Raw genomic sequence first — 25762 nt, 5'->3', positions numbered from 1 at the left:
GTCCCCCGGAGGGGCGCTGGGTGCTGCTGAGCGGGTATCTGACCGGTTGGACCATTGAGGGATCTCGCGTCTCCGTCCCCCGGAGGGGCGCTGGGTGCTGCTGAGGATCATGCGCCGCACGATGACGCGTCATATGCTGCGCTTTGTCTCCGTCCCCCGGAGGGGCGCTGGGTGCTGCTGAGGTATGGGCGTGGGGGTGAACGTGCAGGAGCGGTGCTAGTCTCCGTCCCCCGGAGAGGCGCTGGGTGCTGCTGAGTTGGCTACGCAGGGATCGGCCTCTTCGGGGCCGCGATGTCTCCGTCCCCCGGAGGGGCGCTGGGTGCTGCTGAGACTATTGAGCGGCTCGCGGCGCAATCGACGCAGCCGGGCGTCTCCGTCCCCCGGAGGGGCGCTGGGTGCTGCTGAGCTGCTAACAGCAATGTCCGGGAGGAGCCATTCCGCAACGTCTCCGTCCCCCGGAGGGGCGCTGGGTGCTGCTGAGGTCTGGTACTACGTATTTGAAAATAGTGCACCGAGTGGTCTCCGTCCCCCGGAGGGGCGCTGGGTGCTGCTGAGCAAGTTCGACCAGCTTAGACTGGTCGCTCGCCAGGGGGTCTCCGTCCCCCGGAGGGGCGCTGGGTGCTGCTGAGGTAAAGGAGGCCCTCAAGCTCGGCTTTGCCGAGCAGAGTCTCCGTCCCCCGGAGGGGCGCTGGGTGCTGCTGAGCGCCAACCGAGTTTAACTTTAGTGTCGACACCACCGGGTCTCCGTCCCCCGGAGGGGCGCTGGGTGCTGCTGAGCACTAGCTACTCCGGCCGCCTGTATGGGGCCCCGGCCGCGTCTCCGTCCCCCGGAGGGGCGCTGGGTGCTGCTGAGTTCCATGGTGGCGTTCTATGTCATCCTGGCCAGTGTGTCTCCGTCCCCCGGAGGGGCGCTGGGTGCTGCTGAGGATTTTGAGATGACTAGCAAGACGTTTGCCCTGTCCGTGTCTCCGTCCCCCGGAGGGGCGCTGGGTGCTGCTGAGGTCGGCATCACTGTGCTTGCCGGTTGCCCCGCTCTAGTCTCCGTCCCCCGGAGGGGCGCTGGGTGCTGCTGAGGCGTAAGCGACTGCAGGACGACGCCCAGCGGCAGATTGAGTCTCCGTCCCCCGGAGGGGCGCTGGGTGCTGCTGAGCATGGGCGAGCGGATCAAGGGTGATAAGGCTGACATCTGTCTCCGTCCCCCGGAGGGGCGCTGGGTGCTGCTGAGGTGGTGGGCACGACAACGGTTCGTGAGAACCGCCACTGTCTCCGTCCCCCGGAGGGGCGCTGGGTGCTGCTGAGACCACAGATGCGGATGTGGTGTTGACCGAGCTGATCATGTCTCCGTCCCCCGGAGGGGCGCTGGGTGCTGCTGAGCGACAGCCTTACGGCCTGGGCAAAAGTTGCTGTCGAGGTCTCCGTCCCCCGGAGGGGCGCTGGGTGCTGCTGAGCCTTGCTACACGCCCCGAACAGCCCGAGTCAGCAACGTGTCTCCGTCCCCCGGAGGGGCGCTGGGTGCTGCTGAGGGTCAGACATGTGTTGAGCATGGGAGCATGCTTAGCATGTCTCCGTCCCCCGGAGGGGCGCTGGGTGCTGCTGAGACAACGCCGGCGAGTCCGACGCCAACCCCCTAGCCTTGTCTCCGTCCCCCGGAGGGGCGCTGGGTGCTGCTGAGTCGACATCTACCAGGTCACAATCGCCACAGGCAACATGGTCTCCGTCCCCCGGAGGGGCGCTGGGTGCTGCTGAGCAACGTCACACAGCTTGGGAACGTCCCGAGCTCACCCGTCTCCGTCCCCCGGAGGGGCGCTGGGTGCTGCTGAGCTCTGGCTCAAGTTGGACTACGTCGGTGGTGTTGGGAAGTCTCCGTCCCCCGGAGGGGCGCTGGGTGCTGCTGAGACGAGCAGGGCGCGGTCTGTGACGAGCAGGGGAACCTGTCTCCGTCCCCCGGAGGGGCGCTGGGTGCTGCTGAGGTTCTGGATCAGCCCCGGCATCGTCGTCCGCATCACGGTCTCCGTCCCCCGGAGGGGCGCTGGGTGCTGCTGAGAACTGGAACAGGGGGGCAGGCTGTGCCCCCCAACACAAGTCTCCGTCCCCCGGAGGGGCGCTGGGTGCTGCTGAGCGCTGATGACCGAGGTCGTGCTGCAGAGCGCGACCATGTCTCCGTCCCCCGGAGGGGCGCTGGGTGCTGCTGAGTTGTCGACCTCATCCGGGCGCCGAAGGCGCCCATCTCGTCTCCGTCCCCCGGAGGGGCGCTGGGTGCTGCTGAGCCTGGGCCGAGACGGGATGGTGGAGCCTGCAGGATGACTTGTCTCCGTCCCCCGGAGGGGCGCTGGGTGCTGCTGAGCGATTGAAGCGATGAACCTCATCCTCGCATTCAAGCCCATGTCTCCGTCCCCCGGAGGGGCGCTGGGTGCTGCTGAGCACGGCCTTCCTCAAGTCGGAGTACATCGATAACCCGGGTCTCCGTCCCCCGGAGGGGCGCTGGGTGCTGCTGAGCAGTCCGCGCCACAGCCCGCCCCGCTGCCCCTGGGTGGCGGTCTCCGTCCCCCGGAGGGGCGCTGGGTGCTGCTGAGGAATGAGACTCCGAAACTGGGGCGCCATCGGCGCCCTGTCTCCGTCCCCCGGAGGGGCGCTGGGTGCTGCTGAGAAGCGGACAGGTATCATACACATGGTACCTCCGGATCGCGTCTCCGTCCCCCGGAGGGGCGCTGGGTGCTGCTGAGAGTAAAATTAATAAAAATCATATCAACTTAAAATTATGTCTCCGTCCCCCGGAGGGGCGCTGGGTGCTGCTGAGGGCCTCGCGTCACACGCGCTGCGCGTTTGCCGCGTCAGGGCGAGCTAAACGCGCGCTGTCAAATGACTGGCTTTGCTATATCAGTTGGTAAGGTACGGCCAATTGCGGGGTAGTTCAGCCAGCGCCGGCCGTCTGGGCGGGCATCGGTGCGCTACGCGACGGCGGGCCGCGCGCGGCCAGGGGCCGGCGCGCGGTCGCCGCTGGCGATGGCGCGGGCCTGGCCCAGCCCGCGCGCGGTGCCCGCGCCGATCCCGCTGTAGAAGGCGAACTGCGCCAGCGCCTCGATGCAGCCGGCCAGCAGCGGGTCGTGCTCGCGGGCGATGTAGGTGCAGCGGCCCAGCACGCCCACCTGCGGCACGCCGTTCTTGCTCACCTCGATGCCGGTGCGCAGGTCGAACTTGCTGGCGACCAGGCTCTCGGCGGCGTAGCGCCGCACCTCGCCCGGCAGCGGCAGCGGCGCGCAGGCGTTCCAGCGGTCGAGCAGGCTGCCGAAGACCAGCTCGGGGGTGGGCAGCGGCTGGCACAGCCCGCGCTGGCGGAAGCTCACCGGCGAGCTGAACTCCAGCGTCCAGCGCCCTGGGCCGCGCTCGGCGCGCTGCAGCGCCTGCTCCATCAGGCGGGTGTAGCTCTCCCCGCCCGCCCAGCTGTCCGCCCTGGCCCGCGCGGTGATCCGCTCGACCGCCCAGTCCACGCCGCCGAAGCGCAGCTCCTCCGGCGGCGCGGCGAGCCACGCGTCGGCCAGATCCTCGGTCTCGGCGGTCAGCAGGGTGACGCGCAGGCGCTGGCTGCGCTCCGGGCGCACGTGGCTCTCGCCGCCGGTGTCGGGCCGGCTGAGCGGGTTGCTCACCGTGATCGGGCGCAGCTCGTTGGCGGTGTGCAGCCGCGCGGCCAGATCGGGGTCGCTGGCGGCGATCAGCTCCATCACCATGGCGTGGGCCACCCGGCCCATGCCGCTCGGCACGCGCGCGGCGTGCTTCGGTCGCAGGGTGAAGACGAGGGCGGTCGGCATGAAATGCTCCCTTCACTTGTCGCGGAGGAACGCCAGAGGTATCAGCCCCCCAATGGGGCGGGAAGCGGTATCGTTGGTGTGGACGATCACGGCGTCGTTGTCGCGCGGGCGGTAGATGCCCACCCAGGCGGCGTCGGCGTAGGCGCGCACGAGGCCGCACCACAGCCAGTTCGGCAGCCGCCCGTCGAGCACGAGGCCCTGCCCGGCGGCGACCGCCGGCAGGGCGAGCCCGGCGATCTCCTCGGGCTCGATGTAGCCGCGCGGCAGGGCCAGCTCCACGCGGGTCAGATCGGGTCGGTCAGTGCGTGCGGCGATGCTGATGATCGCGTCGCGCGGATCGCCGCCGAGGGTGAGTATCGGCGGGCTGATCCAGCCGTAGCGCGCATCGAAGAGCTCGAAGCGCTGCGGGTGGCTGAAGGCCGCCAGCGCGGTGTAGAGCCATGTCGGCCCCGCGCCGTAGACGGCTAGCGGCTCGCCATCGGGCAGGCTGTCCAGCAGCGGGGGCAGATCGTCCGGCTGCCAGGCGCTGCCGTCGCGCGGCGGCAGCGGGTAGATCGCGCGCTCGATATGCAGCACCAGCTCGATGTCGGTGAGGGCGAGGTGGCTGCGGTAGAGCTCGTCGGCGCTGTAGGCGCAGATCTGCGCAATCCGGCTGGCCAGTGCATCAAAACAGGGGCCTGCGGGTGACAATTCAGGAGTAAGGCCGGAAATGACCCCGTATATCACACTTGTAGCGTTTATAATGGAGGAGACCCCGTAGCGATCCGAGATGAGATCCGCAACCAGCACGAGCCCGCTGCCTTCAACCAGCGCCCGCCAGGGCGCGAGATCGCCATCCTGCGCGGCGATCAGCACCGCGTGGGTGCAGACGGCGGCCAGCGACTCGATCTCAGCGGATGGCTTGCCGCCCGCGTCCACGAGCAAGGGCAGGTGCCGCCCGGCAATCGCCTGGCGGAGCGCGACGGCCAGATCCGGCGTCCAGTCCGTCTTCGCCCGGCGCCGTAGCGCCGTCGCGATGGCGGGATCTGACTCGTAGCTCCAGCCGCCCTCGCCATCGGGGCTGGCCCGTAGCGCGTAGTGGGCGACCCCGCGCTGACGCAGGGCCTGGCTCAGGCGATAGACCAGCATGCTCTTGCCCGAGTGCGGCGGGCCACCGACGAGGATCGCGGGAAATAGTGGTGCCATCGACTCTCCCTCACATGTTTGGAGGTGTGCAACGATGCCGACAGCTCACCCGTGTGTCTATGTGGCAACGCTCGGCGGACAGCCCCAGATTGTGACGCTGGCCCTTGACCGCCTGCTCGCCCAGGGTGAGCCGATCACCGAAGCGATCATTGTGCATCTCTCGCCCGCAGAGCCGCGCTATGGCCGGGCCTTGCGTCAGGTCGCCGATGAGTTTCGCGGCGAGTGCTACGCCGGCCAGCACATCCGCTTCCGCCCGCTGGTGGTGTCGGTCGGCCCGCAGGCCGCCAGCGACCTGCGGGCCGACCGCGCGGTGACCGGCGCGCTGGATACGCTGCAGACCCTCATCCGCCAGCTCAAAGCGACCGACGCCCAGATCCACCTGTGCATCTCTGGCGGTCGGCGTCTGCTCGGGATGCTGGCCCTCTCGGCGGCGATGCTCTACTTCGACCGATCCGATGCGATCTGGCATTTGTCCTCGTCCGATGCGATCCGCGCCCGCACGGCAGAGGGCAGCCTGATGCACCTGCCCGACCACGCCGACGCCCAGCTGGTGCGTGTCCCGGTTGAGCCCTGGGGCCATCTCTTCCCCGCCCTGCGCACGCAGCGCGATCCCGATTTCAGCAGCGCGATCAGCCGCCGTCGCCGCGACATGGACGCGCCGGATCAGGCGCGCTGCCAGCAGGTCTACGCGCGACTGACCGAGCGGCAGCGCGAGGTGCTGCAGCTGCTGGTCGAGGGCGTCACCGTCCAAGAGATCAGCGCGCGGCTCTGCATTGTGATCAGCACGGTGCATGCGCATAAGAAACAGATCTTCGCCGAGAGCGCGATCGCCTGGGAGCTGCCGCTCGACACGCGCGCCGATGCCCGCTGGCTGCGTGAGAAGTTCCTCGCCTTTTTCGACGCACGATCTGAGCCGCTGGCCTAGCGTCACCCCCCTGGTAGTGTAGCAAGGCATCGTCCGAGTCGAACGCGACTCGACTCGACTCGTGATGCGATTCGAGTCGAATCCGCGTGCCCGCAGGCTAGGGTAGCATAGACGGCATGGCGTGGCAGGCGTCGGCCTGCATGTGTCATAGCAAACTCGGCTTGATCATGTGCATCAGGGGGTTCATAGGGCGTCCACGGCTCCAGCCCTCCCAGGTTGCACGGAGTGCGCGATGAACCAATCGCTTGTTGCCTTCGACACCGATCGCATTAAGGACTATGTCTTCGCGTCCGATGCCCTGCGCGACATCCGGGGCGCCAGCAGCATCCTCGATCAGCTCAACCGCGTTCAGCTGCCGGGCCTCGTCGGCGCCGATGCGCAGGAGGCCTACACCGCCGGCGGGTCGGCGCTCTTCGCGCTGCCGAGCGACCAGGCCGAGGCGGCGATCGCGCGCGTGCGCCAGGCCTACGCCGAGGCCAGCGGGGGCGCGGCGACGATCACGGGGGTTGAGCTGCCCCTGCCGGATGGCTTTAATCTCCAGACGGACGACATCCGCCCGCTGTGGCGGCTGCTCGGCGACCGGCTCGCGGCGGCGAAGAGTCGCAACCCGCCCTACCTCGCCTCGGTCAGCCACCCGCTCATTCGCTACGATGCGGTCGATGACGCCCGCTACGCGGCGGTGTTCGACCAGGCTGAAGGCACCTTGATCAGCGAGGTGAGCCGGCTGAAGCGCGCGCGCAACCGGGCCATCCGCAGCGAGGCCGACGCGAGGCGTGAGCCGATCCCCGAGAGCTTCGAGGAGATCGCCGCCTCCTCGCGCCCCCAGGGCTACTTCGCCCTGGTGGTCGCCGACGGCGATGGGATGGGCAAGGTGCTTGAGGCATGCCGAACCTTCCCCGAGATCGGCGCGACCGCGCGCACGCTCTATGAGATCATCCGCGAGACGACGATCGCCGCGACGCGTGACCTCAAGTCGCACGAGTTTGATCGGCTCATCCTGGGCGGCGACGATATTGTGCTGGCCGTCCCGGCCCAGCACGGCATCCCCGCCGCCCTCACCCTGGTGGAGCAGTTTGCCCAGCTCAGCAACCAGAAACTCGGACGCGATCTCACCCTCTCGGCGGCGGTGGTCTGGGCGCACCAGCGCTACCCCTTCGCCGTCTGGCGCGAGCTGGCCGAGAGCGCCCTGCGCTTCGCCAAGCGCGAGGGCGCCCTGCGCACGCCCTCGGGCGGGCTGATCAACTTCCTGGCGGTGTCGAGCGCGAACCACCTGGCCTTCGAGGCCTTCCACCGCTCTGTCCTGACGACCCACGAAAGCGAAAGCCGGCGCATCGTCCGCACGCTGCGGCCCTACACCCCGGCGCTGCTGCGCGAGCTGGTGCGCTACCGCAGCGACATCCTGCGCGATGTCCCGCGCAGCAAGCTCGCGGCGCTCAACCAGGCTGTCTTTCAGCCGTCGTACCGCCAGGCCATGCTCGACTCGCTCAAGATCCTCGTCCACTGGCGCGGCGAGCGCAGCCGCAGGGCGGTTGTCGCCTGTGTCCAGGATCTCGGCGGCGTCCGTGAGCGCAACATCTCCTTCCCCTTTGCCATCACCCGTGAGACCGACCCGGAGGTTGGCGGCGAGCGCGAGACCTATCGCACGCCGCTGGCGGATCTCGCCGAGATATGGGACTTCCTGCCAGGAGATGCCGATGCAGCCTAAGCAGCCCGCGAGCGCGCAGACCGACCGGATCGATGTGCGGTATCGGCTGCACTTCACCAGCCCCTTTCACTTTGGCACCGGCCTGCGCGCCGGCCTCGTCCACCGGGCGGTCGCGCGTCAGCGCGACGGCATGCCCTACGTGCCCGGCTCCACCCTGAAGGGGGTCCTGCGCGACCAGGCCACCCAGATCGCCGCCATGCTGGGAGTCGCCGCCCGCACCCCGCACCCCCTCGGCGACGACGATGTGGGCGAGTTTGCGCCGCGCAGCGACATTGTGGCCCGCATCTTCGGCTCGCGCGTGGCGCCTGGCGCGGTCTTCTTCGATGACGCCCTCCTCTGCGAAGAAGATCGTGACTTCCTCACGATCGGCAACCCGCGCCGCCCTCGACTCACCATCTCGCCGACCGAGGCCCGCACCCAGGTGAGCATGTCACGGCGCACCGGCACCGCCCGGCGCGGGCTGCTCTTCACCAGCGAGTATGGCGTCGGTCAGCTCAGCTTCGACGGCGGGATCTACGGGCACGTGCCGCGCGTGCCGATGGTCTCCGCCCCGGAGCGCAGCTACACGCTGACCCTGCTGCTGGCGGCGGTCTTCAGCCTGGAGCGCATCGGCGCGAACACCTCGGCCGGGGCCGGGCGCGTCACCTGTAGCATCCGCTCGCTCACGGTCAATGGCGCGGCGGCGGACGCGGACGCCTACATGGGCGACCTGAGCGACTTCGAGATCTATGAGCTCAGCCTCGATGATCTTGAGGGGGGGCAATGATGCAGCTACGCCTCTACCTCACCGCCGAGACGCCGCTCTCGTTTCGCGACGGCGTGGACCTGGTCACCTCGGAGCTTAACCGCTATGTGCCCGGCACCGCCATGCTTGGCGCGCTCGCCGAGGCGCACCAGCGCCTGCGCGGCAACCCCCAGGAGTTCGCCCGCTTCTTCCTGGAGGATCGGGTCGTCTTCGGCAACGCCTACCCGGCCACGTTTGAGGCCGAGTCGCTGACCCGATCCGAGCAGCTGCCGGTCGCGCCCATCCCGGCGACGGCGCGCTCGGGCAAGCGCTTCGGCGGCTTTCGCTTCGATGGACAGCACGCCCGGGATCGCCGCGACGGCGTGACCGACGGGCTAGTGCCAATGGCGCTCTTCGCGCTGAGCGGCGAGTCGCGCGCCGACCTGCTCGAACCGACCCGGCGCCTCCGGCGCGATACGGTCGAGGTTGACCTGGATCGGATCAGCGGCTTCTACCGGCAGGGCCTCCAGCTCGACGAGATCGGCAAGGCCCGGCTTTCCCCCGACCTGCGCACGCGCACGGGGATCAACTACCGCACCGGGACGGTGCAGCAGGAGATTCTCTACAGCACCCAGGTGCTGCCGGAGCGCTCGGTCTTCTGGGGCTGCTGGACGATCGCCGATGACGAGGCTGAGGGTGAGCAGCTGCGCGACCGCCTGGAGATATTTGTCGAGGATCTGGTCGAGAGCGGGATGCTGCGCCTGGGCAACAACCGCACCCGTGGCTTCGGGCGCGTCCAGGCCCGCCTGATGGAGTACGCCGGCGATACGGCGGCGGCGCTGGCCGAGCGCGTGCGCCGCTTCCAGCAGCTGCTCGGCGAGGCGGCCCGCCAGCACCAGATTGATCTGCCCGCAGGCGTCTATGTGCCAATCACCCTGACCAGCGATGCGCTGCTCTACGACGACCTGCTGCGTTCCCGTCTGCGCCTTGCGCCAGGCGATCTGGCGGCCCACGGCATCCTCGACAGCGAGCTGGTCTACCACACTGCGGGGGTGCGCCGAGTGCGCGGCTGGAACACGCTGCTCGGGCTGCCGCGCGCCGATATGGCGGCGATCAGCATGGGCGCGGTCTTTCTCTTCCGGCTACCCGCCGCCTTCGCGGACTGGCCGGCGCTGCTACGGCTCCAGCAGGCGGGGCTGGGCCTGCGCCGGGCCGAGGGCTATGGCGCGATCAGCATTGCCGACCGGTTCCACCTCGACTCCGCTGGAGGGAGACTGCGATGAACCTGAGTATGACGATTATCCGCGCCGTCGCCAAGGAGCTCGACCACGACGCCGTCTACGACCGCGCCCAGGCGCTGGGACAGCAGGCCGTCGGCCTGCGCCGGGCGCAGATCAGCGGGCTGGAGAGCATCGCCAACAGCACGCGCAAGGTGAGCGATGTGCTCGACTACCTCAAGCTGCGTACTGCGCGGCACAAGGAGTGGCGCGCGGGGAATATTGGCGCTGCGGTGCTGGGATTCCTCCAGAACGATCTGCGCCAGCGCCGCGACGGAGTGTTTAAAGAGCTGGCCGATATGGTCGAAAAGGAAAAGGAAGCGCAAAAGGCGGGGGATGAGTTCAGGGACTACGTGCGCCAGGATATCTACATCCGCCTGATCCGCGGCTTTGTCGCCCAGCTTGCCGCCCAGTACGAGTTTGCCGTCTTGCAGCAGGGGAAGGCAGGTGACGATGACTCAGACGACGCAGATTGATGAGCGAACGGTGGCGCACCTGAGCGACGCCTATCTCTACCCGGAGGCCACCGATTTGCTGCGGCGCTACCAGGTGGACTACGCGCTGCCGAAGAACCAGCAGCTGATCGGCCTGCTCACCTTTAGCCGCACCTGGGGCGAGCTGCTCAGCTATGTGAAGCACCAGATCGACCGCGACTGGGGCCGGCGGGAAGCCCACTACAAGGAGTTCTACACCGTCGTGCGCCGCTACCTGGACGACCCCAAGAGCGGCCTGTATCTGCGCATCAAAACCCAATTTAACCTGATACCCGACGGCCTGACCAGAAACGAGACCCGCGCGATCTACGACGTCTGGTCGAACGCCCTGGCGCGCGAGTTCATCCAGCACCTGGTTGCCGAGGCGCTCTACCAGACCCAGGGCGCAACGAGGAGTGAGGACTATGGACGCTGACCTCTTCCGGCGCCTAGAGCGCCGCTACCTCTTCACCGGAGAGCTCACGCTGCGGACCGCGCTGCACCTGGGCGGCGGCGACGCCACCCTCGGCAGCACCGACAGCCCGGTGGTGCGCCGGGCCGACGGCCAGCCCTTCATCCCCGGCTCGTCGATCAAGGGAGCCTTCCGCAGCACCGTCGAGAAGCTGGCCGTGACCATCGGGCTGCCGAACATGGAGATCGATGTGATCGACGCCGGGAGCGCATGGATGAAGACCTTCACCTCGCGCCGGCGCGAGGAGGAGTGGACCGAGGAGGAGACTATCGCGGCGGTTGCCGCCGAGTGGCCGGCCACGGCGCACCTGTTTGGCACCCTCTATACCGCCAGCAAGGCCAGCTTCAGCGACGCCTATCTGGTCGATGAGACCGAGGACCTCGTCCAGCGCCGCGACGGCGTGGCGATTGACCGCGACTCGGAGCGCGCGATGGACCGCATGAAGTATGACTACGAGGTTGTCCCGCCGACGGTGCGCTTCCGCTTCGAGCTGCTGCTGGAGAACCCCGGCCCGATGGATCTCGGCCTGACCTGCCTGGGGCTCAGCGAGCTGCGCTCGGGGTTCTTCAGCCTGGGCGGCAAGCGCTCCAGCGGGATGGGCCGCTGTCTGCTGGAGAGCCCGCAGGCCTACGAGCTCGACCTGACAACGCCGAATCTGGCCAAGCGCGCCGAGCGGCTGGGCAAGTATCTGCGCGGGCGCACACCCGCGCAGAAGTTTGACCGGATCGCCGACTTCGACGCCTTCCTCGACAAACAGATCGAGGCGCTCGTGAAGGGGGTTGTCTAATGCTCAAGCGACTGGTGAATGAGGCCCGCTTCACCCTAACGATCACCACCACCGGCCCGCTGCTGATCAAGTCCGGCTACGCGACCCTGACCGGGCCGGATATGACGCCGGTGCTGACCTACCGCAACGGCCGGGCCGAGGTCTTCATCCCCGGCTCGTCGCTCAAGGGGGTGGTGCGTAGCCACATCGAGAAGATCATCCGCACCATCCGCCCGAACGAGATCGTCGTCGCCGACCCCTTCAAGAAGGACGGGCCGGATCAGTCGGTGAGCTCCTGGCTCCAAGAGCGCAAGAACAAGCTCAAGGAGGCGGGCGGCGAGATCGACAACGCCACCGCCTACGCTGACTCCGACCCGGCGGCGCGGCTGTTCGGCTCGACCTTCTACAGCGGCCGGGTCAGCATCGGCGATGCCTACCTCGACGCAAAGGCCGCCATCCGCCCGACCGAGCAGCGCGACGGGGTGGGCATCGACCGGCTGACCGGCGGCGCATATCGCGGGGCGAAATTCGAGCTTGAGGTGGTGACGGCGGGGACGACCTTCCACACCGATGTGCTGCTGCGCAACTTCGAGTGCTGGCAGCTGGGCGCGCTGCTGCTGGTCGTCGAGGATCTGGAGGACGAGCTGCTGCGCCTGGGCTCGGGCACCTCGCGCGGCCTGGGGGCGGTGAAGGGGAGCGTGGCCGAGGTGCGCACCCACCACCTTGGACAGACGCCGGGGCGCGAGGCGGGCGTGATCTGGGGCCTGGGCAAATACCTGGGCAATGATCGCTCCTACGGCACCTGGCCCGACGATACGATCAGCGTGGCGCCCGCGCCCGAGACGATGACCAAAGGCGTGCGGGCGATCCAGATCTGGCAGAACGACAGTCTCACGGCGCTCAAGCAGGTCGCCGTCGCCGAGTTCGTCACGCGCATCGAGAAGTTCCCGGCCTACAAGAAGCCCCGGCCAGGGAGGGCAGCATGAGCGAGCAGATCGCCTGGACCTCGGTTCGCAGCGTGGCGGACATCATCGCCGCGCTGCCCTGGGCCGACCCGGCCTGGATGTACCTTGAGCGGGTGCCGCGCAGCTTCCTCGACCCGGCGGCGATTGACTCCGCGCTGCGCCTGGAGCGCCTCGACCCGGCGACGGCATTTGACGCCTGGGAGCGCGGGCGGGTCTTTGACGACGCGCAGGAGATCAAGTGGGAGCGCCTCAGCAACGACTTCCACGTGGTCTACTGTGGCGTTACGCCGCCGAGCGCGCTGACAATCACGCCAGTCGTGGTATCGAACACCGCCGACCCGAGCTATTTCCTCTGGGGCCAGAGCGTCCAGGCGAAGGACCGGGCTGCCCTCGGGATCGACCCTGACGACCCGGCCTACATCGAGCTGCGCATCCCGCGCGTGCTGCGCTACCCGCTGCCGCTCACCGCGCGCCGCGCCTGCGTCCATGTCCACGAGCTCTTCGGCGCAGACGGCACGCTCTGCTATGCACGCTGGGCTGGCGTGAGCGAGGAGAAGCTATGAACCCCTACGACTTCGTACGCATCATCTGGAGCAAGCCGGGGCCGCGCCGCCCCGGCCCGACCCACGAGCGCTTCCAGGGGCTGAGCGGCCGGCTGGAGGCGACGATCACCGCCCTCACGCCGATCTTTCTCCCTGACCACAAGCAGGGCGACCCGCAGCAATTCCTGCGCAGCACCGCCGGTGATCGGCCCTATCTCATCCCCGGCTCATCGCTGAAGGGACTCTTCCGCAACCTGGTCGAGACCGTGGGCGGCGGCGCGTGGTGGTTCCTGGAGGATGATCACAGCAGCAAGATTCCCGCCGCATTTCGCCGCCCGTCCGATATCGACCGGCTCGATGCCGCGTGCCGCATGTTCGGCTTTATGGGCGAGAAGGGCGGGCGCGACCAGGCCCCGATCCTGGCCGGCCACGTCAACTTCGGCGACGCGGTGTGCGTCCAGGCGAAGCCGCACGCCCCGTTCTACACCGTCGCCCTGCTCGGCCCGAAGTCGCGCCACAGCATCTGGTACCTCGACGCCAACCGGCAGTATGTGGCCGGGCGCAAGTTCTACTTTCACGCCACAAACGCCCCGATCAAAGCCAAGGCCGGCGCGCGCAAGGATCTGAGCACCCACATCCAGCCGCTCGACACGGGCAGCGTGTTCACCTTCCAGGCCGCCTTCGACAACGTGCTGGAGGAGGACTTCAACCTGCTGCTCTACGCCATGGTGCTTGAGCCGGAGATGCGGCACAAGTTCGGCTACGCCAAGCCAGCCGGGCTGGGCAGCGTCGCGATCACGCTCAACTGGATCAAGACCGTCGACCGACTGGCGCGCTACCGGGCCGGCGGCGGGGGCATCACCCACTACGCGGGCGACGCGCTGACCAACTTCGTCAAAGGCCGGATCGCCAGCTTCGTGGATGACCGCAGCTCGATCACGCTCAGCGACCTGCGCCGGATCTGGGCCTGGCCCGCCAGGCACGAGCTCCAGTACCCCGGCGAGGCCTGGTTCGACGCCAACCCCACCACCCCGATTAGCGGCACTCCCTGACAGGTGCCCACCATGCGCGTGCTGATCGCAAACCTGGGCGAGTCGCCCATCGTCGTCGCCGGGCTGGTCAACGTGCTCCAGCACGCCGGCCAGCCCGTTGATCGCGTTGAGATCCTCTACCCCAGCGTGGAGAGCGAGCGCTGGATCGGCGTGGGCTACGATCTGCTCTGCGCCGAGCTCAACAAGCGCCTGCCCGCGCCGGTGATCGGGGTGCCGCTGCCCTTCGCCGACGCGTGTACGCGCGACGACTGCCTCTTATTCTTGCGCACGCTCTGCGATCGAATCGACCCGTACGAGCAGGCCGGCGACGAGGTGCTTTTGGGCATTGCGGGCGGCCGCAAGCACACCTCGGCCCTGATGGCGCTGCCGGCCCAGTTCTACCGCTGCGTGCGCGGGGTCTACCACCTGCACGACCAGCACGAGCAGAGCGCGGCGTGGCAGCGCTCGATCGAGGCGCTGGACGGCATGCGCGGGCCAGAGCGGGCGAACTGGCTCAACCCGAGCGCAGATCGCTTCACGCTGGTGAGCCTGCCCTTCCACCGGATCGCCGACGGGCCGGCGCTGCGGCGCTGGCTGGGCGCATCGAGCGCAGAGAGCGCGCCACCGATCACGATCAGCCCGCGCGCGCGCGCCTTCTACGGCGCCATCTTTGGACCGGGCGGCATCCGCGCGGACGAGCCAGCGGAGGAGCGCGGCTCTCCGATCGAGCTGATCGCACCGCTGGGCGAGTCGCCGATGGTGGCGACCCAGGCGGTGGCGCTGCTGCGCGCGGCGGGCCGAAACGTCAGCGGGCTGCGCACGGTCTACCCAGGCCAGAGCGGCGTGGTCGCCGGCGGCGCAGAGCTGCTCAAAGCCATCTGCCGCCGGGCCGGCCTGGCCTACCACGCCCACCCGCTGGCGATCGCCGACCTCGACAGCGCGGAGGCGATCCGCATCTTCCAGGCCGGGCTGCGCGAGGCGATCGGCGCGGCGCGGGCCATGGAGAATCAGCCCACCCCTGCGCTGCTGATCTCAGGCGGGCGCAAAGGCATGGCGGCGGTGGGGCTCTACGTGGCGCAGGCCGAGGCGCTCGGCGAGGTCTACCACACCACGATCACCGACCCCGGCATCGAGGCCGCGCTGCTGACGCGGGTCGAGAAGGAGCGGGGCGGGCCGCTCGGCCAGCTGGCCAGGCTGATGTTTCTGGACGAGCTGGAGCACGCCATGTTCGCCCTGATCGACGTGCCGGTCGTCGCCCTGCGGGCCAGCTCATTGGCGCACCGGTGACCACCTTAACAACTGAAGACTGCTCATATCGTAGGCAGTTCGGCCAAAATCGCACATGGCCCCGGTGAAGGTGGTCATTGGCCTATCGTGATTCAGCGCGTCACAAAGGCGAATCGTCGGCCAGCAGTGACGCGACCCCCTCAGCAGCAGCCCACACCCCGCAAGGGGACGGAGACGTGCAGCCGGTGCAGCCGGTGCAGCCGGTGCGGGTGCCGCTCAGCAGCAGCCCACACCCCGCAAGGGGACGGAGACTCCGTCGTCGGCTCCAGCGTGATCGGGGTAAGTAGGCTCAGCAGCAGCCCACACCCCGCAAGGGGACGGAGACGCCCAGGGTAGTTGCTCTGGACCAGCAGCTGACCGTGCTCAGCAGCAGCCCACACCCCGCAAGGGGACGGAGACCTCGTACTCCCGATCCAAGCTCGGCTTGACGTACGGCCTCAGCAGCAGCCCACACCCCGCAAGGGGACGGAGACTCGTGCTGCTTGCACGTGTCGCTACTTAACAGGTTCGCTCAGCAGCAGCCCACACCCCGCAAGGGGACGGAGACCTCGCGCCTCCACATCGCCTGGACGTAGGGCTCGCCCCTCAGCAGCAGCCCACACCCCGCAAGGGGACGGAGACATGATCTGGTCAGGGCTCAGAAGCCAGAAAACCGATGACTCAGCAGCAGCCCACACCCCGCAAGGGGACGGAGACTAGTATACCACCGGCGCTGGGGCCTGGGTGGCCGTGGGCTCAGCAGCAGCCCACACCCCGCAAGGAGGGGTGCGCTAAACATAAGGTGAGCGAGTCCGGGTGGCGCTAAACATAAGGTACGAGATCGGGCCGGTGGGGGCGAGATCGGCGCGCGGGAGGCGATCATCGCGAGGCAGATCGGGGCGGCGGGTGGCACGGCGGCAGGTGGGCGACGGGCGGCGACGGGCGGCGACAGGCGGCACCGGCGCTGCTTCCGCTGTTGGGCGCAGGGAGTCACGCCCCGGTGCCAAGGGTGAGTCGGCCCAGGTCGGGGTCAGGTCGCTCGGTTGTCGTCAGCGGGCGGCGCGTCCGTCGCTCCCCTGGCTGCCCACCACCACCACCACCGCGCGAATCAGCCGGGGATCATTGGCGTCGCCCGCCGCAGCTTAGCTCTGGGTCAGCTGCCCCTCCTCAGCGGCAGCGGCGGCGCGGACGCGGAGCAGCGCACGCACATTCAGAAGGGTGTAGCGCAGGGTGTTGGCGTTGACGATCGCCCGGCCCCGCCGCAGCTTCGGACGCAGGATATCCAGCGCCTCAGCCTGGCTGTTGATCCGCTCGACCATGGTGCGCAGGGCGTAGAGCCGCTTGTAGTCGTCGTCCTCACGGTCAAGCTCGTGGCGGATACGCGCACCCTTGGTATTGGCGATCGTCGAGCTGCAGCCGCCCTTGGCGAAATGCGGGTCGGCGCACGGGCAGGGCTCGCCGGTCACGGTCGGCTGGAGCAGCGGGCAGGTGTACTTGGCCCGCTCGTGTGGCACCAGCCCCACCCGGTGCTGGTAGGTGAACTGCAGGTGCATCGACAGACCGGCCGCGCACAACGGGCTGCCATCCGGGGCGAAGGTGCGCTTGGCCCGCTGGCCGCCGCCATTGAAGGGCACGGCGGCGACGCCGCCGGCCTGGTCGAAGTAGTCGTAGACGTAGTGGGCATCGTAGGCGGCGTCCCAGGTGCCGAAGCGCGGCCGGCGGCCCAGGCGGGCCTCGACCTGGGCCATCAAGGGGAAGAAGTGGGTGATGTCATCCTCATTGAACGGGCGGGTGCGCTCGGCCAGCACGACCTCGGTGCCGTCGGGCAGGCGGGTGACGACGATGCCGGAGGCGTAGCCCCAGAGGATGTCCACACCGACCTGCAGCTTGGTCGCGGGCTTGGCGTCGCTGGTGGGCGCAGGATGATCATGGCCCGTCGCATCCTCAACAGCGGCGTTACGGCGCTTCTTGACGCCAAGCTTGCAGTCGGGGTCGCCCGCAGGCTGGCGGGTCTTGTCGAGTCGGCCCTCCTTGATGAACTGCTTCGGGTTGTTCTCCTTGACCCAGGCGAGGATGGCCTGGGTGTCACCGGCGATGATGTCCCCAAACGTGGCCTGCTGGTCGGGCGGAAGGGTCGCCTTGAGCAAGTCGATGCTGGCCGAGAGCAGGAACTGGAGGGCGGGGTTGGGGAGGTGGCGCAGGACGCTGCTGAGCTGGCGGCGATTGGGGACGCTGGCGGCCACGTCGAAGCCGTGGGGCGCGCTCGGGTCGGGGACACGGGCGAAGCCCAGCCAGTAGACCAGGGCTGGGTGCTCGATCAGGTACGTCCGCAGGTCGCTCATGAAGCGCTTGTCCTCCTGGAGCTTGACCAGGTAGGCAGCGGCGAAGGAGACGCGCGGCTGGGGCGTCGGGCCGGGGTAGGGACGGTCGGCGGGGCGCTCGGGGAACTGGCCCCAGGGCAGGTCGCCGAGCAGGGCGCGGTACTTGAGGACGACGGGGTCGTCGGCGACCCAGGCCGGCAGCACGGCGTCGGGCTGGGCCAGCGGACAGGGGGATTCGGACACGGCGGGCGGCGGGGTCGGCGGGCGGCGGAAGCGGGCGATAAGCCGGTTGATCGTTTGGTGAAATGGGACTACCATAGAGGGGCTCCAGGTAGCGGTGGTTTGGTGGTGATACCCGAATCCTACCGCATCTGGAGCCCCACACGCAACGACGGGAGATCGAGAACCGCCGTCGCCGCCCAGGGATTTGCCGTCGCCGGCCGACGGCGATTGGCGGCCAACCGACGCGAATCCTATGTCAAGGAGCGCCCGGCGGCGATCTGCCGTCGCCCCGAACCGAACCACCGTCGCTCGGCGACGCGAATCTTATGTTTAGCGCACCCCTCCGCAAGGGGACGGAGACTTGCGGGGATGTCTCTCGATGTCACAGCCATAGCTAGTTCTCAGCAGCAGCCCACACCCCGCAAGGGGACGGAGACAAGATCTCTGTCGAGCCGATGTGGCTGATCTTAGTAACTCAGCAGCAGCCCACACCCCGCAAGGGGACGGAGACTCCGACAGGATTTCCAGCTGGACGGGGGTGTTCCCCGCTCAGCAGTCGGCGGCACAGCGGTCTCAGCAGCCGCCAACACCCCGCGAGGGGACGGAGACATCATTCCACTATCGCTTCTCTCCACTCGCCCAGGCGTGCTACAATATCTCCAATCGCGCATGGAGGACACCGATGGAGACGCCATTCCCCGGGATGGACCCCTACCTGGAGCAGCCGGCCATCTGGCCCGATCTCCACAACAGCCTGATCGTCGCCCTGCGCGACGACCTGGCCCCGCAGCTGCGCCCGCGCTACTATGTCGCGATCGAGGAGCGCACCTACACCGTCGAGCCGGGCGACCTGCTGCTCGCCGGGCGCGCCGACGTGGCGGTGGTCGGCCCGGCCTACGGCGCGGCGGACCCCGACCCCGAGCGCGCCGAGTCCGGCGGGGTGGTGGTCTCGGTCGATATGCCCGACGAGGTGCGCGAGACCTACCTGGAGGTGCGCTCGGCCAGCGGCGAGGTCGTCACCCTGGTCGAGATCCTCTCGCCGACCAACAAGCGCCCCGGCGAGGGCCGCGGCCTCTACCTGCGCACGCGCCGCTCGGTGATCGGCACGCTGACCCACCTGGTCGAGATCGACCTGCTGCGGGCCGGCGCGCCCATGCCGGTCTCGGGCTGGGCCGGCCAGAGCGACTACCGGATCATGATCAGCCGGGGCAACCGACGCCCGCGCGCCCTGCTGCTGCCCTTCGGCGTCCGCCAGGCCATCCCCAGCTTCGCCCTGCCGCTGCTCCCCGGCGACGCGGAGCCCGCGGTCGATCTTGGCGCGCTGCTGCGCGCGCTGTATGATCGCGGCGGCTACGACCTGCGCCTGCGCTACGCCGACCCCGCCGACCCGCCCCTGGCGGGCGATAATTCTGCCTGGGCCGATGACCTGCTCCGCGCGGCTGGGCTACGCTGATACGCCTGGGTGCCAGCGAGGCGCTGATCAACCTCCTCGTCTGCGGGCGCGCGATCACCTCCTGATGGAGCGCGTCGCGTCTCGTGCAGGATACGCCGCGGGCCGTGGTAGGATAGGGCCAACCGGACGTATAGATCTGGGAGAAGCCGATGCCCACCTATCCCTATGTGCTCGTCGACGCCTTCACCCTTAGTGGCCGGCGTTGCCCCAGGTTGTCAGCGTACACGCCACCCGGTTGGTACAGGGAGTAACGGCGAGCTTCATCATGCGTCCGACCACACCGTGGCGGGGGAGGCGGGCCTGGGCGAGAGGCGGCAAGGCTCAGGAGGAAGGTCGCCGGTCTCGGCAGGGCGCCCGGCCGTGTGGGCGCAGCCTGACGGCAGATGGAGAGTAGCCGTTCCATCCCCGCCAGTGCGGGGGGGCTTGGGTCTGAGTATAGCACCGGGGCGGCGCAGCGTGAAGGGCCTAGCGCGCAGTTGGGACTTTTCGGCTAGGGGGCATTGCCGAGCGCATCACATTCATCCTGCTTCACTGACACCTGCCGACTGGCCGCGCTCGTCACAGAGGCCATCAGGCACTTGGCCGGCGGGCTGCGACGAAGAAGCGGTGGACGTGGGTCGCCAGGCCGCCCTCGGCCTGCATGCGCCGGTGTAGGGCCAGCAGCCGCGCGCGATATGCCGGTACGGCGAAGTCGGCGATCTGCCAGGAGGTGATCCGCAGGTACATCACCACTGCGCCGATGTCGTGGAAATAGCCTGGGCTGAGCGCCTCGTGCTCCTCCACCACCTCCAACCCGGCGGCGCGGAGCTGCGCGGCCGCCGTGGCCGCGCTCCAGCTCCCGTAGCTGAGGGTGACGACATCCTGGAGGGCGGCGTTGAGCTCGCGGTTGTCCTGCCCGCCGACCTGTTGGGTGAGAAGGGTGCCGCCCGGCCGAAGGATGCGCCGCACCTCGCCTGGGTCGAAGGACTCGTGGCGGTTGATCACCAGATCGAAGTGGGCGTCGGGCAGTGGGAGCTGGGCCTCGTCATCGACCGCGACCACCCGTACGCCGAGCGGGGAGAGCCGGGCCTGCGCCACGGGCAGGTTGGGCGGGTAGCCCTCGGTGGCCCAGGTCTCGGGCGGCAGCGGGGCCAGGCGGCTGAGGAACTCGCCGCCGCCGGTGCCCATATCGAGCAGGGTGCGGGCCTGCGGGAGCGCGGCCATCACGTTGGCACGCTCGTCCCAGGGCGGCGGTGTCTCTACATAGCGCCCCGCGAGGGCGCTCCAGTCCCAGCCTTCCATCCGGTAGGCCTCGGCGGCGGCCACCAGCTGATCAAACTCCTCGTCTGTGGGCACGCGATCTCCTCCTGATGTGGCACGTCGTGTCTCGTGCAGGATAGCACGCCTGGGCCGCCGCGAGCCGTGGTAGGATAGGGCCAGCCGGATGATCGATCTGGGAGAAGCCGATGCCCACCTATCCCTATGTGCTCGTCGACGCCTTCACCGACCGCCCGCTCGGCGGCAACCCATGCGCGGTGATCTTTGACGCCGACCCGCTCGACGCCCCCACCATGCAGGCCATCGCCCCCTACGCCGAGGACGAGCTGCACCTCAGCCCGGCGGGCTACGCGGCGCTCAACGCGTCCCTGGCACCACTGCTCGCGGCGGAGGGGAGGGTATGACCGACTGGCAACAGGAGGTGCTCCAGACCGCGCGGGTGGCCCGGCTGGCCACGGTGGACGATCAGGGCCAGCCCCACGTGCTGCCGATCGTATTCGCGTATGACGGGCGGCGTCTCTACACGCCGCTGGATGGCAAGCCCAAGCAGGTCGCCCTCGACCGGCTCCAGCGGGTGAAGAACATCGCCGCGAATGACCAGGTGGCCGTCGTGGTCGATCACTATGACGAGGACTGGCAGCAGTTGGCCTGGGTGCAGCTGCGCGGGCGGGCGGCGGTGATCATGGCGGGCGAGGACTACGACGCCGGCATCGCGCTGCTCCAGCGGAAGTACCCGCAGTACACGGCGATGCCGCTCGACGGGCACCCGCTGATTGTCGTGCAGGTCGCGCGGCTGCGGAGCTGGCGGGCGGCGGATGCGACCGCGTAGCGATGCGTACCCGGCGATCTGCAGCCGGTTTATTCCACTTTCCCCTTGAACGTCGCGTAGATGGCCATCGCATGGCCTCGGCCAAGCCCAAAGTCTTCTTTGAGCCAGGCGACGATTTCACCAGCTTTGATGCCTGGCTTGAGCAAGCCTTTCGCCTCAGCCAGCTGCCGAAAATCCTCCGGCGTCTTCCCCGTCTTCGCCTTGATGGTGTCGATATATGCCTGGAATGACATCGATGCTCCTCTGCTCTCGCTGCGTGCGGTCGCTGCGGCAGCGTGAACGCTTCGCGTATGTGATGCACGAATCTCGCGACCTAGACTCCTCCGGATCGGTCGATCACATCCTTCAGATCGCGGTCGTTCGGGGTGGCGTAGCGCAGGGTCTGCTCGCCGCGGCTATGGCGCATGATCCGCTGCACGGCGGCCAGACTGGCACCATCATCGAGCAGGCGGTAGGCCAGGCTGTGGCGCAGCGCGTGCGGCGAGGCGGTCTCCAGGTCGTCGGCGGCCTCCCGCAGTTTCGTCGCCTTGTCGAGGCGCGGCTCCTTCTGGGCAGCGGCGCGCAGTTGCGCGGCGGCGCGAGCGGCGATCATCCTGAAGCGGTGGCGGATGGTGCGGGTGCTGATACCGGCGCGGAAGGGGCGACCTGGGCGGGTGGACTCGACCACGCCGAGGAGCCGCTCGCGCTCGGCGGGGCTGCCGGCGGCGGGCAGGCCGTCGGGGCAGCGCAGCTCGGTGAGATAGCGCCGCAGCAGGCGCACCGCGTCGGCGTGGAGCGGGACGCGTCCGAACTTGCCGGCCTTGCCGGCGCGCACCGTGACCGTGCGCCCGTCGAGGTCAAGGTCGCGCAGCTGCACGTCTGCCGCCTCCTGCGAGCGCAGGCCGGCGTAGATCAGCAGGGCCAGCAGGGCCTCATTACAGCGGCGCAGGGTCACATCCGGCTCATCGCTCGCGGCGCGGAGCAGGGCGTCAACCGCGCTGGGGTCGAGCTTGCGCGGGGCGGGCGGATCCTGTGGCACCGCGCCGACGGTGGTGAAGGGGTTCTCGCGGGCGCGGTCGGTCTGCACCAACCAGGCCCAGCAGCGGCTGCCGGTCGAGAGCGCCCGGTTGATGCTGGCCGGCGCGGCACCGTCCGCAATTTGTCGCTGCTGGAGGTAGGCGCGCACATCGCGCTCGGCAAGGAGGGCCGGGTCAAAGGCGCGGCCACGTTCCTCTTCCCACCAGCGACTCAACCCAGCGAGGTCGGCCCGCCGGGCGCGACGGGTGTTGGCGGTGACGCCATCAAGTGAGTCGAGGTACGCTTCGAGATCTGGGTGGAGTAGTTCCATCGACAGCTACTCCTGGTCGCGCTGAGCGAGGTCGGGGAGGGTGTAGACCAGGTCGTAGGCGTGGACGCCGTCAGCAATGTCCAGAGTCATCGTGCCGACCAGCCCGACCAGATCGCCGGTGCCGGAGTCGGGCACGACGCTGATCACTAGCTGCTGGGCGCCGCGATCCACCGTGCCACTATGCTGGAGGACAAAGCTGCCCTGGCGACCATGGAGCGCACCGGTGACCCGCTCGATGGCAACGTAGCCGGCGGAGCTCTCGACGCCGGTGCGGGCGCTGAGCATCTCGCCCTGGCTGCTTCCGACCAGGTCGCCCTGGAACTGCTTATCGATCGACAGCCGGCCAAGGCTGGCATCTGCCTCGGCGTGAGCAAGCGCCTGCGGGGTCAGCTGCACCGCAAAGGTGCCGTGTGCATGGGTCGTCATCCCCTGTTCCTTCCTGGGCTACCGGCTTAGCCTTCTGTGGCCACAAGTGACCGATGAAATGGGATTACAAAATATCGGCCATGCCAGGATAGCACGGATGGGCGGGCACGTCAACAGAATATCGGCCATGCTCGCCGGATGGTACGGGGAGGCATTGCCGATATGAAGTTGTATCGGCCATGCTCCATACCGGCCATGCTCCATACGTCGGCATCTCCGGATATCGGAGGTAGACGGAGGCCAATCACGCCATCTGTAGTGTGATCGGCACTGCCTTCTGTGGCAACGCACACCCCATCGTTAGGTGTTTGCCCCGAGAACCAACGCTGGGGAGTTCAGCTCCAGGACGCGCGTGAGCAGTGCATCGCCGTTGCGCAGCAGTTCATCCCAGGCCGGCTCCGTGATTTGCTCCAGGTGCTCCATGCGCAGCCGGTGCGCGTCGAACAGCCAGTAGCGCAGGCTCGGCACGAGGTACCCGATCAGGGCGTACCACTGGGCCACGTTGATCGCTAGCGGATTGCCCTGGAGCAGCGCCACCTTGCCAGCGTTGCCCAACGCCGCAATGCCGTGGGCGGCAAGCAGCATCGTTCGGTATTTGGGGTGCCCCGCGATATCCAGCGGCGTCTCGCCATATTCCGCGTAGTGCCGCAACATCAGGCCGCCGCGCACGATCATCTCGATCACGGCCGGGCTGAGCCCGCCAACAAGAAAGTGACGCAGGTCGTAGCCATTGAGATACATCCAGCGGGCGATCTGCTGGCCTACGCTATGCCCCTTCGTGCCGAAGCTACCTGCGTTTATGCCTTGGAACAGCCCGAGCAGCGGGGCGGGCAGACCCATCGGCGTGGCGACATCGGAGACGAGGTGGCCCAGGTGGCGCAGCATCGCGGCGATTAGGTCGGTCTCCTGGCCGGCACCTGCTGATGGGAGCATGATCCAGCGGTGCGCCCCCTGGAGATGCGCGTACGAGAAGCCGCTCACCGTGCCGCGCAGGATGTCGAGCACCCCGAACACAAAGCCGAGCACCGGGTCGTGCCCAAGCGACTGGAATCGGTGGGCGCGTCCGCTCATGCCTGGGATGCGCGTGCCGTCAAACGCGGCCTGTGCGTCGTAGGGCACCTGGCAGGACGTCTCCAGCGCCCGTGCCCACCGACCGAACCAGTCGTTCGCGGTGGCACTGCTGTACGTCTTGATCCAGGTGGTGAGCGGGCTCGTCTGGGGTGTCCCCACCAGGAGCACGTCGGTAAGGGCGGCCAGCACCCCGCTCAGCCCGACCAGGGTGTAGTCCCAGGCGTCCCAGCGGAGCTGTGCATCGTAAGACTCATCCGCGAGTCGGCGGAGGTCGGTCGGGGTGAGCAGTGCCTCATAGGGCGTCAGCGGATCGACACCGTTGGCGAGCACGTATGCCTGGCAGCTGCGGACGAAGGCGGGCCAGTCGTCGGCACCGAGGTGGGCATGCGCCTGGCGGACTGCTGCACAAGCATGGCGGCGATCCGCGCCCGGGGCACCAGGCCGACGCGCACCGGCGGTGGCGTCAGCTTGGTCATCAGCACCGCGCCTGAGTCGGCGGCAGGTTGTCGGTTCGGCGCGCGCAGTTCGTCGCTCATGTGGCTCTCCTCCCGCCCATGAGTATACCAGCCCCGCGCAATCGCCCCGCCTGATGTGGCGTTTCAGGCGCGGCTGAGCCCGCTCGGGGTGACGATCTCGCGCCGCGAGATCCTCTATCTCTTTGATGCCTATTGCACGCTGTTCCGCGCCAGTCAATCCATTGCCGACGACCATGCTTGGCAAGCTCAAGCCCATGCGAACGGTGGCGTGATCCTCTCTATCGATGGCATTCAGCCTGATAAGGGCAGTGAAACCATCTACCTCGTGCGGGATATTGAGGCGCGCCTCCAACGCATCGGCCTGGTGCTGCCGGCCACCCCGCCCGCCCCCGCCGGGGTGCGGCTGCCCTTCGCCTTCGTCCGCGTCCACGGCGGTCGAGCTATCATCTCCGGCCACGGCCCGCAGCTGCCCGACGGCAGCCTCGCCCCGCCCTTCGGCAAGGTCGGGGCCGATGTCTCGCTGGAGGCGGCGCAGCAGGCGGCCCGGCTCACCGCACTATCGATGCTGGCCAGCCTCAAGCGCGAGCTGGGCGATCTGGAGCGGGTGACGGCCTGGTTGCGCGTGTTCGGGATGGTCTGCTCGGCGCCGGGCTTCACCCAGCAGCCGCAGGTGATCAACGGGTTCTCGGATCTCATCCTGGAGCTGTACGGCCCCGCGCGTGGCGCGCACGCCCGCTCGGCGGTGGGCATGGCCGAGCTGCCCTTCCAGCTGCCGGTCAAGATCGAGGCCGAGGTGGCGATTGACTGACTGGCGACAGGAGGTGCTCCAGGCCGCGCGGGTTGCCCGGCTGGCCACCGTGGACGATCAGGGCCAGCCCCACGTCGTGCCGATCGTCTTTGTTTACGACGGGAACCTGCTCTACACGCCGCTGGGCGGCAAGCCCAAGCGGGTCGCCCTCGACCGGCTCCAGCGGGTGAAAAACATCGCCGCGAACGACCAGGTGGCCGTCGTGGTCGATCATTATGACGAGGACTGGCAGCAGCTGTCCTGGGTGCAGCTGCGCGGGCGGGCGGCGGTGATCATGGCGGGCGAGGACTACGACGCCGGTCTCGCGCTGCTCCAGCGGAAGTACCCGCAGTACACGGCGATGCCGCTCGCCGGGCGACCGCTGATTGTTGTGCAGGTCGCGCGGCTGCGGAGCTGGCGGACGGCGGATGCGACCGCGTAGCGATGCGTACCCGG

The 25762-nt window shown here is 68.6% G+C and carries 25 protein-coding genes and 2 CRISPR repeat arrays; of the genes, 16 read left to right on the top strand and 9 right to left on the bottom strand.

The window, feature by feature from the left end; translation table 11 throughout:
• Position 1: 1 nt before the first annotated feature.
• A CRISPR array of direct repeats spans positions 2-2797; the repeat unit is 30 nt; unit sequence TCCCCCGGAGGGGCGCTGGGTGCTGCTGAG.
• 151 nt (positions 2798-2948) lie between these two features.
• Together cas6 and K2Z83_RS18770 are read right to left on the bottom strand one after the other, a co-directional pair.
• Entirely contained in the window at positions 2949-3806 is an 858-nt protein-coding gene (gene cas6 / locus K2Z83_RS18775; protein ID WP_220596726.1) for a CRISPR system precrRNA processing endoribonuclease RAMP protein Cas6, read from the bottom strand.
• A gap of 12 nt (positions 3807-3818) precedes the next feature.
• Positions 3819-4991, bottom strand: coding sequence for a CRISPR-associated protein Csx3 (locus K2Z83_RS18770; RefSeq protein ID WP_220596725.1), 1173 nt, complete (start codon positions 4989-4991; stop codon positions 3819-3821).
• Between the two features lie 34 nt (positions 4992-5025).
• Between K2Z83_RS18770 and K2Z83_RS18765 the strand changes: the two genes are divergently transcribed.
• From K2Z83_RS18765 to K2Z83_RS18715, 11 genes are all read left to right on the top strand, one after another.
• On the top strand, positions 5026-5916 hold the full coding sequence (locus tag K2Z83_RS18765; protein WP_220596724.1) for a CRISPR-associated ring nuclease: 891 nt from the start codon (positions 5026-5028) through the stop codon (positions 5914-5916).
• A gap of 232 nt (positions 5917-6148) precedes the next feature.
• On the top strand, positions 6149-7621 hold the full coding sequence (locus K2Z83_RS18760; protein WP_220596723.1) for a hypothetical protein: 1473 nt from the start codon (positions 6149-6151) through the stop codon (positions 7619-7621).
• A complete protein-coding gene (locus K2Z83_RS18755) occupies positions 7611-8387 on the top strand; it encodes an RAMP superfamily CRISPR-associated protein (protein ID WP_220596722.1) in 777 nt (258 codons plus the stop codon). The genes K2Z83_RS18760 and K2Z83_RS18755 overlap by 11 nt, the downstream gene beginning before the upstream one ends.
• Positions 8384-9628 carry an RAMP superfamily CRISPR-associated protein gene (locus tag K2Z83_RS18750; RefSeq protein WP_220596721.1) on the top strand — a complete coding sequence of 415 codons (1245 nt, stop codon included), beginning with the start codon at positions 8384-8386 and terminating at the stop codon, positions 9626-9628. Before K2Z83_RS18755 ends, K2Z83_RS18750 begins: the two co-directional genes overlap by 4 nt.
• The gene (locus K2Z83_RS18745; RefSeq protein ID WP_220596720.1) at positions 9625-10098 is read left to right on the top strand and encodes a hypothetical protein; all 474 of its coding nucleotides are present in this window, start codon (positions 9625-9627) and stop codon (positions 10096-10098) included. The genes K2Z83_RS18750 and K2Z83_RS18745 overlap by 4 nt, the downstream gene beginning before the upstream one ends.
• Complete coding sequence (locus K2Z83_RS18740) at positions 10076-10531, top strand: hypothetical protein (protein WP_220596719.1); 456 nt, start codon at positions 10076-10078, stop codon at positions 10529-10531. The genes K2Z83_RS18745 and K2Z83_RS18740 overlap by 23 nt, the downstream gene beginning before the upstream one ends.
• A complete protein-coding gene (csx7, locus tag K2Z83_RS18735; protein ID WP_220596718.1) occupies positions 10521-11354 on the top strand; it encodes a CRISPR-associated RAMP protein Csx7 in 834 nt (277 codons plus the stop codon). The genes K2Z83_RS18740 and csx7 (K2Z83_RS18735) overlap by 11 nt, the downstream gene beginning before the upstream one ends.
• Entirely contained in the window at positions 11354-12319 is a 966-nt protein-coding gene (gene csx7 / locus K2Z83_RS29630) for a CRISPR-associated RAMP protein Csx7 (protein WP_220596717.1), read from the top strand. The genes csx7 (K2Z83_RS18735) and csx7 (K2Z83_RS29630) overlap by 1 nt, the downstream gene beginning before the upstream one ends.
• Positions 12316-12861 carry a hypothetical protein gene (locus tag K2Z83_RS18725; protein ID WP_220596716.1) on the top strand — a complete coding sequence of 182 codons (546 nt, stop codon included), beginning with the start codon at positions 12316-12318 and terminating at the stop codon, positions 12859-12861. Before csx7 (K2Z83_RS29630) ends, K2Z83_RS18725 begins: the two co-directional genes overlap by 4 nt.
• The gene (locus K2Z83_RS18720) at positions 12858-13892 is read left to right on the top strand and encodes an RAMP superfamily CRISPR-associated protein (RefSeq protein ID WP_220596715.1); all 1035 of its coding nucleotides are present in this window, start codon (positions 12858-12860) and stop codon (positions 13890-13892) included. Before K2Z83_RS18725 ends, K2Z83_RS18720 begins: the two co-directional genes overlap by 4 nt.
• Positions 13893-13904: 12 nt before the next feature.
• Positions 13905-15158: a CRISPR-associated ring nuclease gene (locus K2Z83_RS18715; RefSeq protein ID WP_220596714.1), complete on the top strand. Its 1254-nt coding sequence runs from the start codon at positions 13905-13907 to the stop codon at positions 15156-15158.
• A gap of 139 nt (positions 15159-15297) precedes the next feature.
• Positions 15298-15929: direct repeats of the CRISPR family, unit length 37 nt; unit sequence CTCAGCAGCAGCCCACACCCCGCAAGGGGACGGAGAC.
• A gap of 350 nt (positions 15930-16279) precedes the next feature.
• On the opposite strand, the gene K2Z83_RS18710 is transcribed toward K2Z83_RS18715, so the two are convergent.
• Positions 16280-17776: a transposase gene (locus K2Z83_RS18710; RefSeq protein WP_220596713.1), complete on the bottom strand. Its 1497-nt coding sequence runs from the start codon at positions 17774-17776 to the stop codon at positions 16280-16282.
• A 586-nt stretch (positions 17777-18362) separates the two neighbouring features.
• On the opposite strand from K2Z83_RS18710, the gene K2Z83_RS18705 reads away from it, so the two are divergent.
• Positions 18363-19133 (top strand): DUF4058 family protein, encoded by a 771-nt coding sequence (locus K2Z83_RS18705; protein WP_220596712.1) that lies wholly within the window; start codon positions 18363-18365, stop codon positions 19131-19133.
• Positions 19134-19703: 570 nt separating this feature from the next.
• On the opposite strand, the gene K2Z83_RS18700 is transcribed toward K2Z83_RS18705, so the two are convergent.
• Entirely contained in the window at positions 19704-20468 is a 765-nt protein-coding gene (locus tag K2Z83_RS18700; RefSeq protein ID WP_220596711.1) for a class I SAM-dependent methyltransferase, read from the bottom strand.
• Between the two features lie 110 nt (positions 20469-20578).
• Here K2Z83_RS18700 and K2Z83_RS18695 point away from each other — a divergent pair, with 110 nt between their 5' ends.
• Both K2Z83_RS18695 and K2Z83_RS18690 read left to right on the top strand, forming a co-directional pair.
• A complete protein-coding gene (locus K2Z83_RS18695) occupies positions 20579-20794 on the top strand; it encodes a PhzF family phenazine biosynthesis protein (protein ID WP_220596710.1) in 216 nt (71 codons plus the stop codon).
• Positions 20791-21219, top strand: coding sequence for a TIGR03668 family PPOX class F420-dependent oxidoreductase (locus K2Z83_RS18690; RefSeq protein ID WP_220596709.1), 429 nt, complete (start codon positions 20791-20793; stop codon positions 21217-21219). The genes K2Z83_RS18695 and K2Z83_RS18690 overlap by 4 nt, the downstream gene beginning before the upstream one ends.
• A gap of 29 nt (positions 21220-21248) precedes the next feature.
• Here the strand turns inward: K2Z83_RS18690 and K2Z83_RS18685 are convergent, their stop codons facing one another.
• The 5 genes from K2Z83_RS18685 to K2Z83_RS18665 form a co-directional block, all read right to left on the bottom strand.
• The gene (locus tag K2Z83_RS18685) at positions 21249-21452 is read right to left on the bottom strand and encodes a DUF4287 domain-containing protein (protein ID WP_129686292.1); all 204 of its coding nucleotides are present in this window, start codon (positions 21450-21452) and stop codon (positions 21249-21251) included.
• Positions 21453-21532: 80 nt separating this feature from the next.
• Positions 21533-22546, bottom strand: coding sequence for a tyrosine-type recombinase/integrase (locus K2Z83_RS18680; RefSeq protein WP_220596708.1), 1014 nt, complete (start codon positions 22544-22546; stop codon positions 21533-21535).
• Between the two features lie 6 nt (positions 22547-22552).
• Positions 22553-22972: a DUF3224 domain-containing protein gene (locus K2Z83_RS18675; protein WP_220596707.1), complete on the bottom strand. Its 420-nt coding sequence runs from the start codon at positions 22970-22972 to the stop codon at positions 22553-22555.
• Between the two features lie 300 nt (positions 22973-23272).
• A complete protein-coding gene (locus K2Z83_RS18670; RefSeq protein WP_220596706.1) occupies positions 23273-24373 on the bottom strand; it encodes a hypothetical protein in 1101 nt (366 codons plus the stop codon).
• Positions 24346-24579, bottom strand: coding sequence for a hypothetical protein (locus K2Z83_RS18665; RefSeq protein ID WP_220596705.1), 234 nt, complete (start codon positions 24577-24579; stop codon positions 24346-24348). The genes K2Z83_RS18670 and K2Z83_RS18665 overlap by 28 nt, the downstream gene beginning before the upstream one ends.
• 265 nt (positions 24580-24844) lie before the next feature.
• Here K2Z83_RS18665 and K2Z83_RS18660 point away from each other — a divergent pair, with 265 nt between their 5' ends.
• A complete protein-coding gene (locus K2Z83_RS18660) occupies positions 24845-25327 on the top strand; it encodes a RidA family protein (protein WP_370650207.1) in 483 nt (160 codons plus the stop codon).
• The gene (locus K2Z83_RS18655) at positions 25320-25748 is read left to right on the top strand and encodes a TIGR03668 family PPOX class F420-dependent oxidoreductase (protein ID WP_220596703.1); all 429 of its coding nucleotides are present in this window, start codon (positions 25320-25322) and stop codon (positions 25746-25748) included. Before K2Z83_RS18660 ends, K2Z83_RS18655 begins: the two co-directional genes overlap by 8 nt.
• Positions 25749-25762 lie beyond the last annotated feature (14 nt).

It is taken from the genome of Oscillochloris sp. ZM17-4, from assembly GCF_019599295.1.
Lineage (GTDB): Bacteria > Chloroflexota > Chloroflexia > Chloroflexales > Chloroflexaceae > Oscillochloris.
The sequence above is the reverse complement of the archived record's forward strand: the minus strand, read 5'-3'. Positions and strand labels throughout refer to the sequence as shown.

Excerpts from the sequence above, each read along its gene's own strand:
- K2Z83_RS18720 (WP_220596715.1), top strand. The coding sequence starts at position 12,858 with ATGAACCCCTACGACTTCGTACGCATCATCTGGAGCAAGCCGGGGCCG.
- K2Z83_RS18715 (WP_220596714.1), top strand. The coding sequence starts at position 13,905 with ATGCGCGTGCTGATCGCAAACCTGGGCGAGTCGCCCATCGTCGTCGCC.
- K2Z83_RS18690 (WP_220596709.1), top strand. The coding sequence starts at position 20,791 with ATGACCGACTGGCAACAGGAGGTGCTCCAGACCGCGCGGGTGGCCCGG.
- K2Z83_RS18750 (WP_220596721.1), top strand. The coding sequence starts at position 8,384 with ATGATGCAGCTACGCCTCTACCTCACCGCCGAGACGCCGCTCTCGTTT.
- K2Z83_RS18745 (WP_220596720.1), top strand. The coding sequence starts at position 9,625 with ATGAACCTGAGTATGACGATTATCCGCGCCGTCGCCAAGGAGCTCGAC.
- K2Z83_RS18705 (WP_220596712.1), top strand. The coding sequence starts at position 18,363 with ATGGAGACGCCATTCCCCGGGATGGACCCCTACCTGGAGCAGCCGGCC.
- cas6 (WP_220596726.1), bottom strand. The coding sequence starts at position 3,806 with ATGCCGACCGCCCTCGTCTTCACCCTGCGACCGAAGCACGCCGCGCGC.
- K2Z83_RS18760 (WP_220596723.1), top strand. The coding sequence starts at position 6,149 with ATGAACCAATCGCTTGTTGCCTTCGACACCGATCGCATTAAGGACTAT.
- K2Z83_RS18765 (WP_220596724.1), top strand. The coding sequence starts at position 5,026 with ATGCCGACAGCTCACCCGTGTGTCTATGTGGCAACGCTCGGCGGACAG.
- K2Z83_RS18710 (WP_220596713.1), bottom strand. The coding sequence starts at position 17,776 with ATGGTAGTCCCATTTCACCAAACGATCAACCGGCTTATCGCCCGCTTC.
- K2Z83_RS18770 (WP_220596725.1), bottom strand. The coding sequence starts at position 4,991 with ATGGCACCACTATTTCCCGCGATCCTCGTCGGTGGCCCGCCGCACTCG.
- K2Z83_RS18695 (WP_220596710.1), top strand. The coding sequence starts at position 20,579 with ATGCCCACCTATCCCTATGTGCTCGTCGACGCCTTCACCGACCGCCCG.
- K2Z83_RS18680 (WP_220596708.1), bottom strand. The coding sequence starts at position 22,546 with ATGGAACTACTCCACCCAGATCTCGAAGCGTACCTCGACTCACTTGAT.
- K2Z83_RS18755 (WP_220596722.1), top strand. The coding sequence starts at position 7,611 with ATGCAGCCTAAGCAGCCCGCGAGCGCGCAGACCGACCGGATCGATGTG.
- csx7 (WP_220596718.1), top strand. The coding sequence starts at position 10,521 with ATGGACGCTGACCTCTTCCGGCGCCTAGAGCGCCGCTACCTCTTCACC.
- K2Z83_RS18675 (WP_220596707.1), bottom strand. The coding sequence starts at position 22,972 with ATGACGACCCATGCACACGGCACCTTTGCGGTGCAGCTGACCCCGCAG.
- K2Z83_RS18725 (WP_220596716.1), top strand. The coding sequence starts at position 12,316 with ATGAGCGAGCAGATCGCCTGGACCTCGGTTCGCAGCGTGGCGGACATC.
- K2Z83_RS18665 (WP_220596705.1), bottom strand. The coding sequence starts at position 24,579 with ATGAGCGACGAACTGCGCGCGCCGAACCGACAACCTGCCGCCGACTCA.
- csx7 (WP_220596717.1), top strand. The coding sequence starts at position 11,354 with ATGCTCAAGCGACTGGTGAATGAGGCCCGCTTCACCCTAACGATCACC.
- K2Z83_RS18740 (WP_220596719.1), top strand. The coding sequence starts at position 10,076 with ATGACTCAGACGACGCAGATTGATGAGCGAACGGTGGCGCACCTGAGC.
- K2Z83_RS18685 (WP_129686292.1), bottom strand. The coding sequence starts at position 21,452 with ATGTCATTCCAGGCATATATCGACACCATCAAGGCGAAGACGGGGAAG.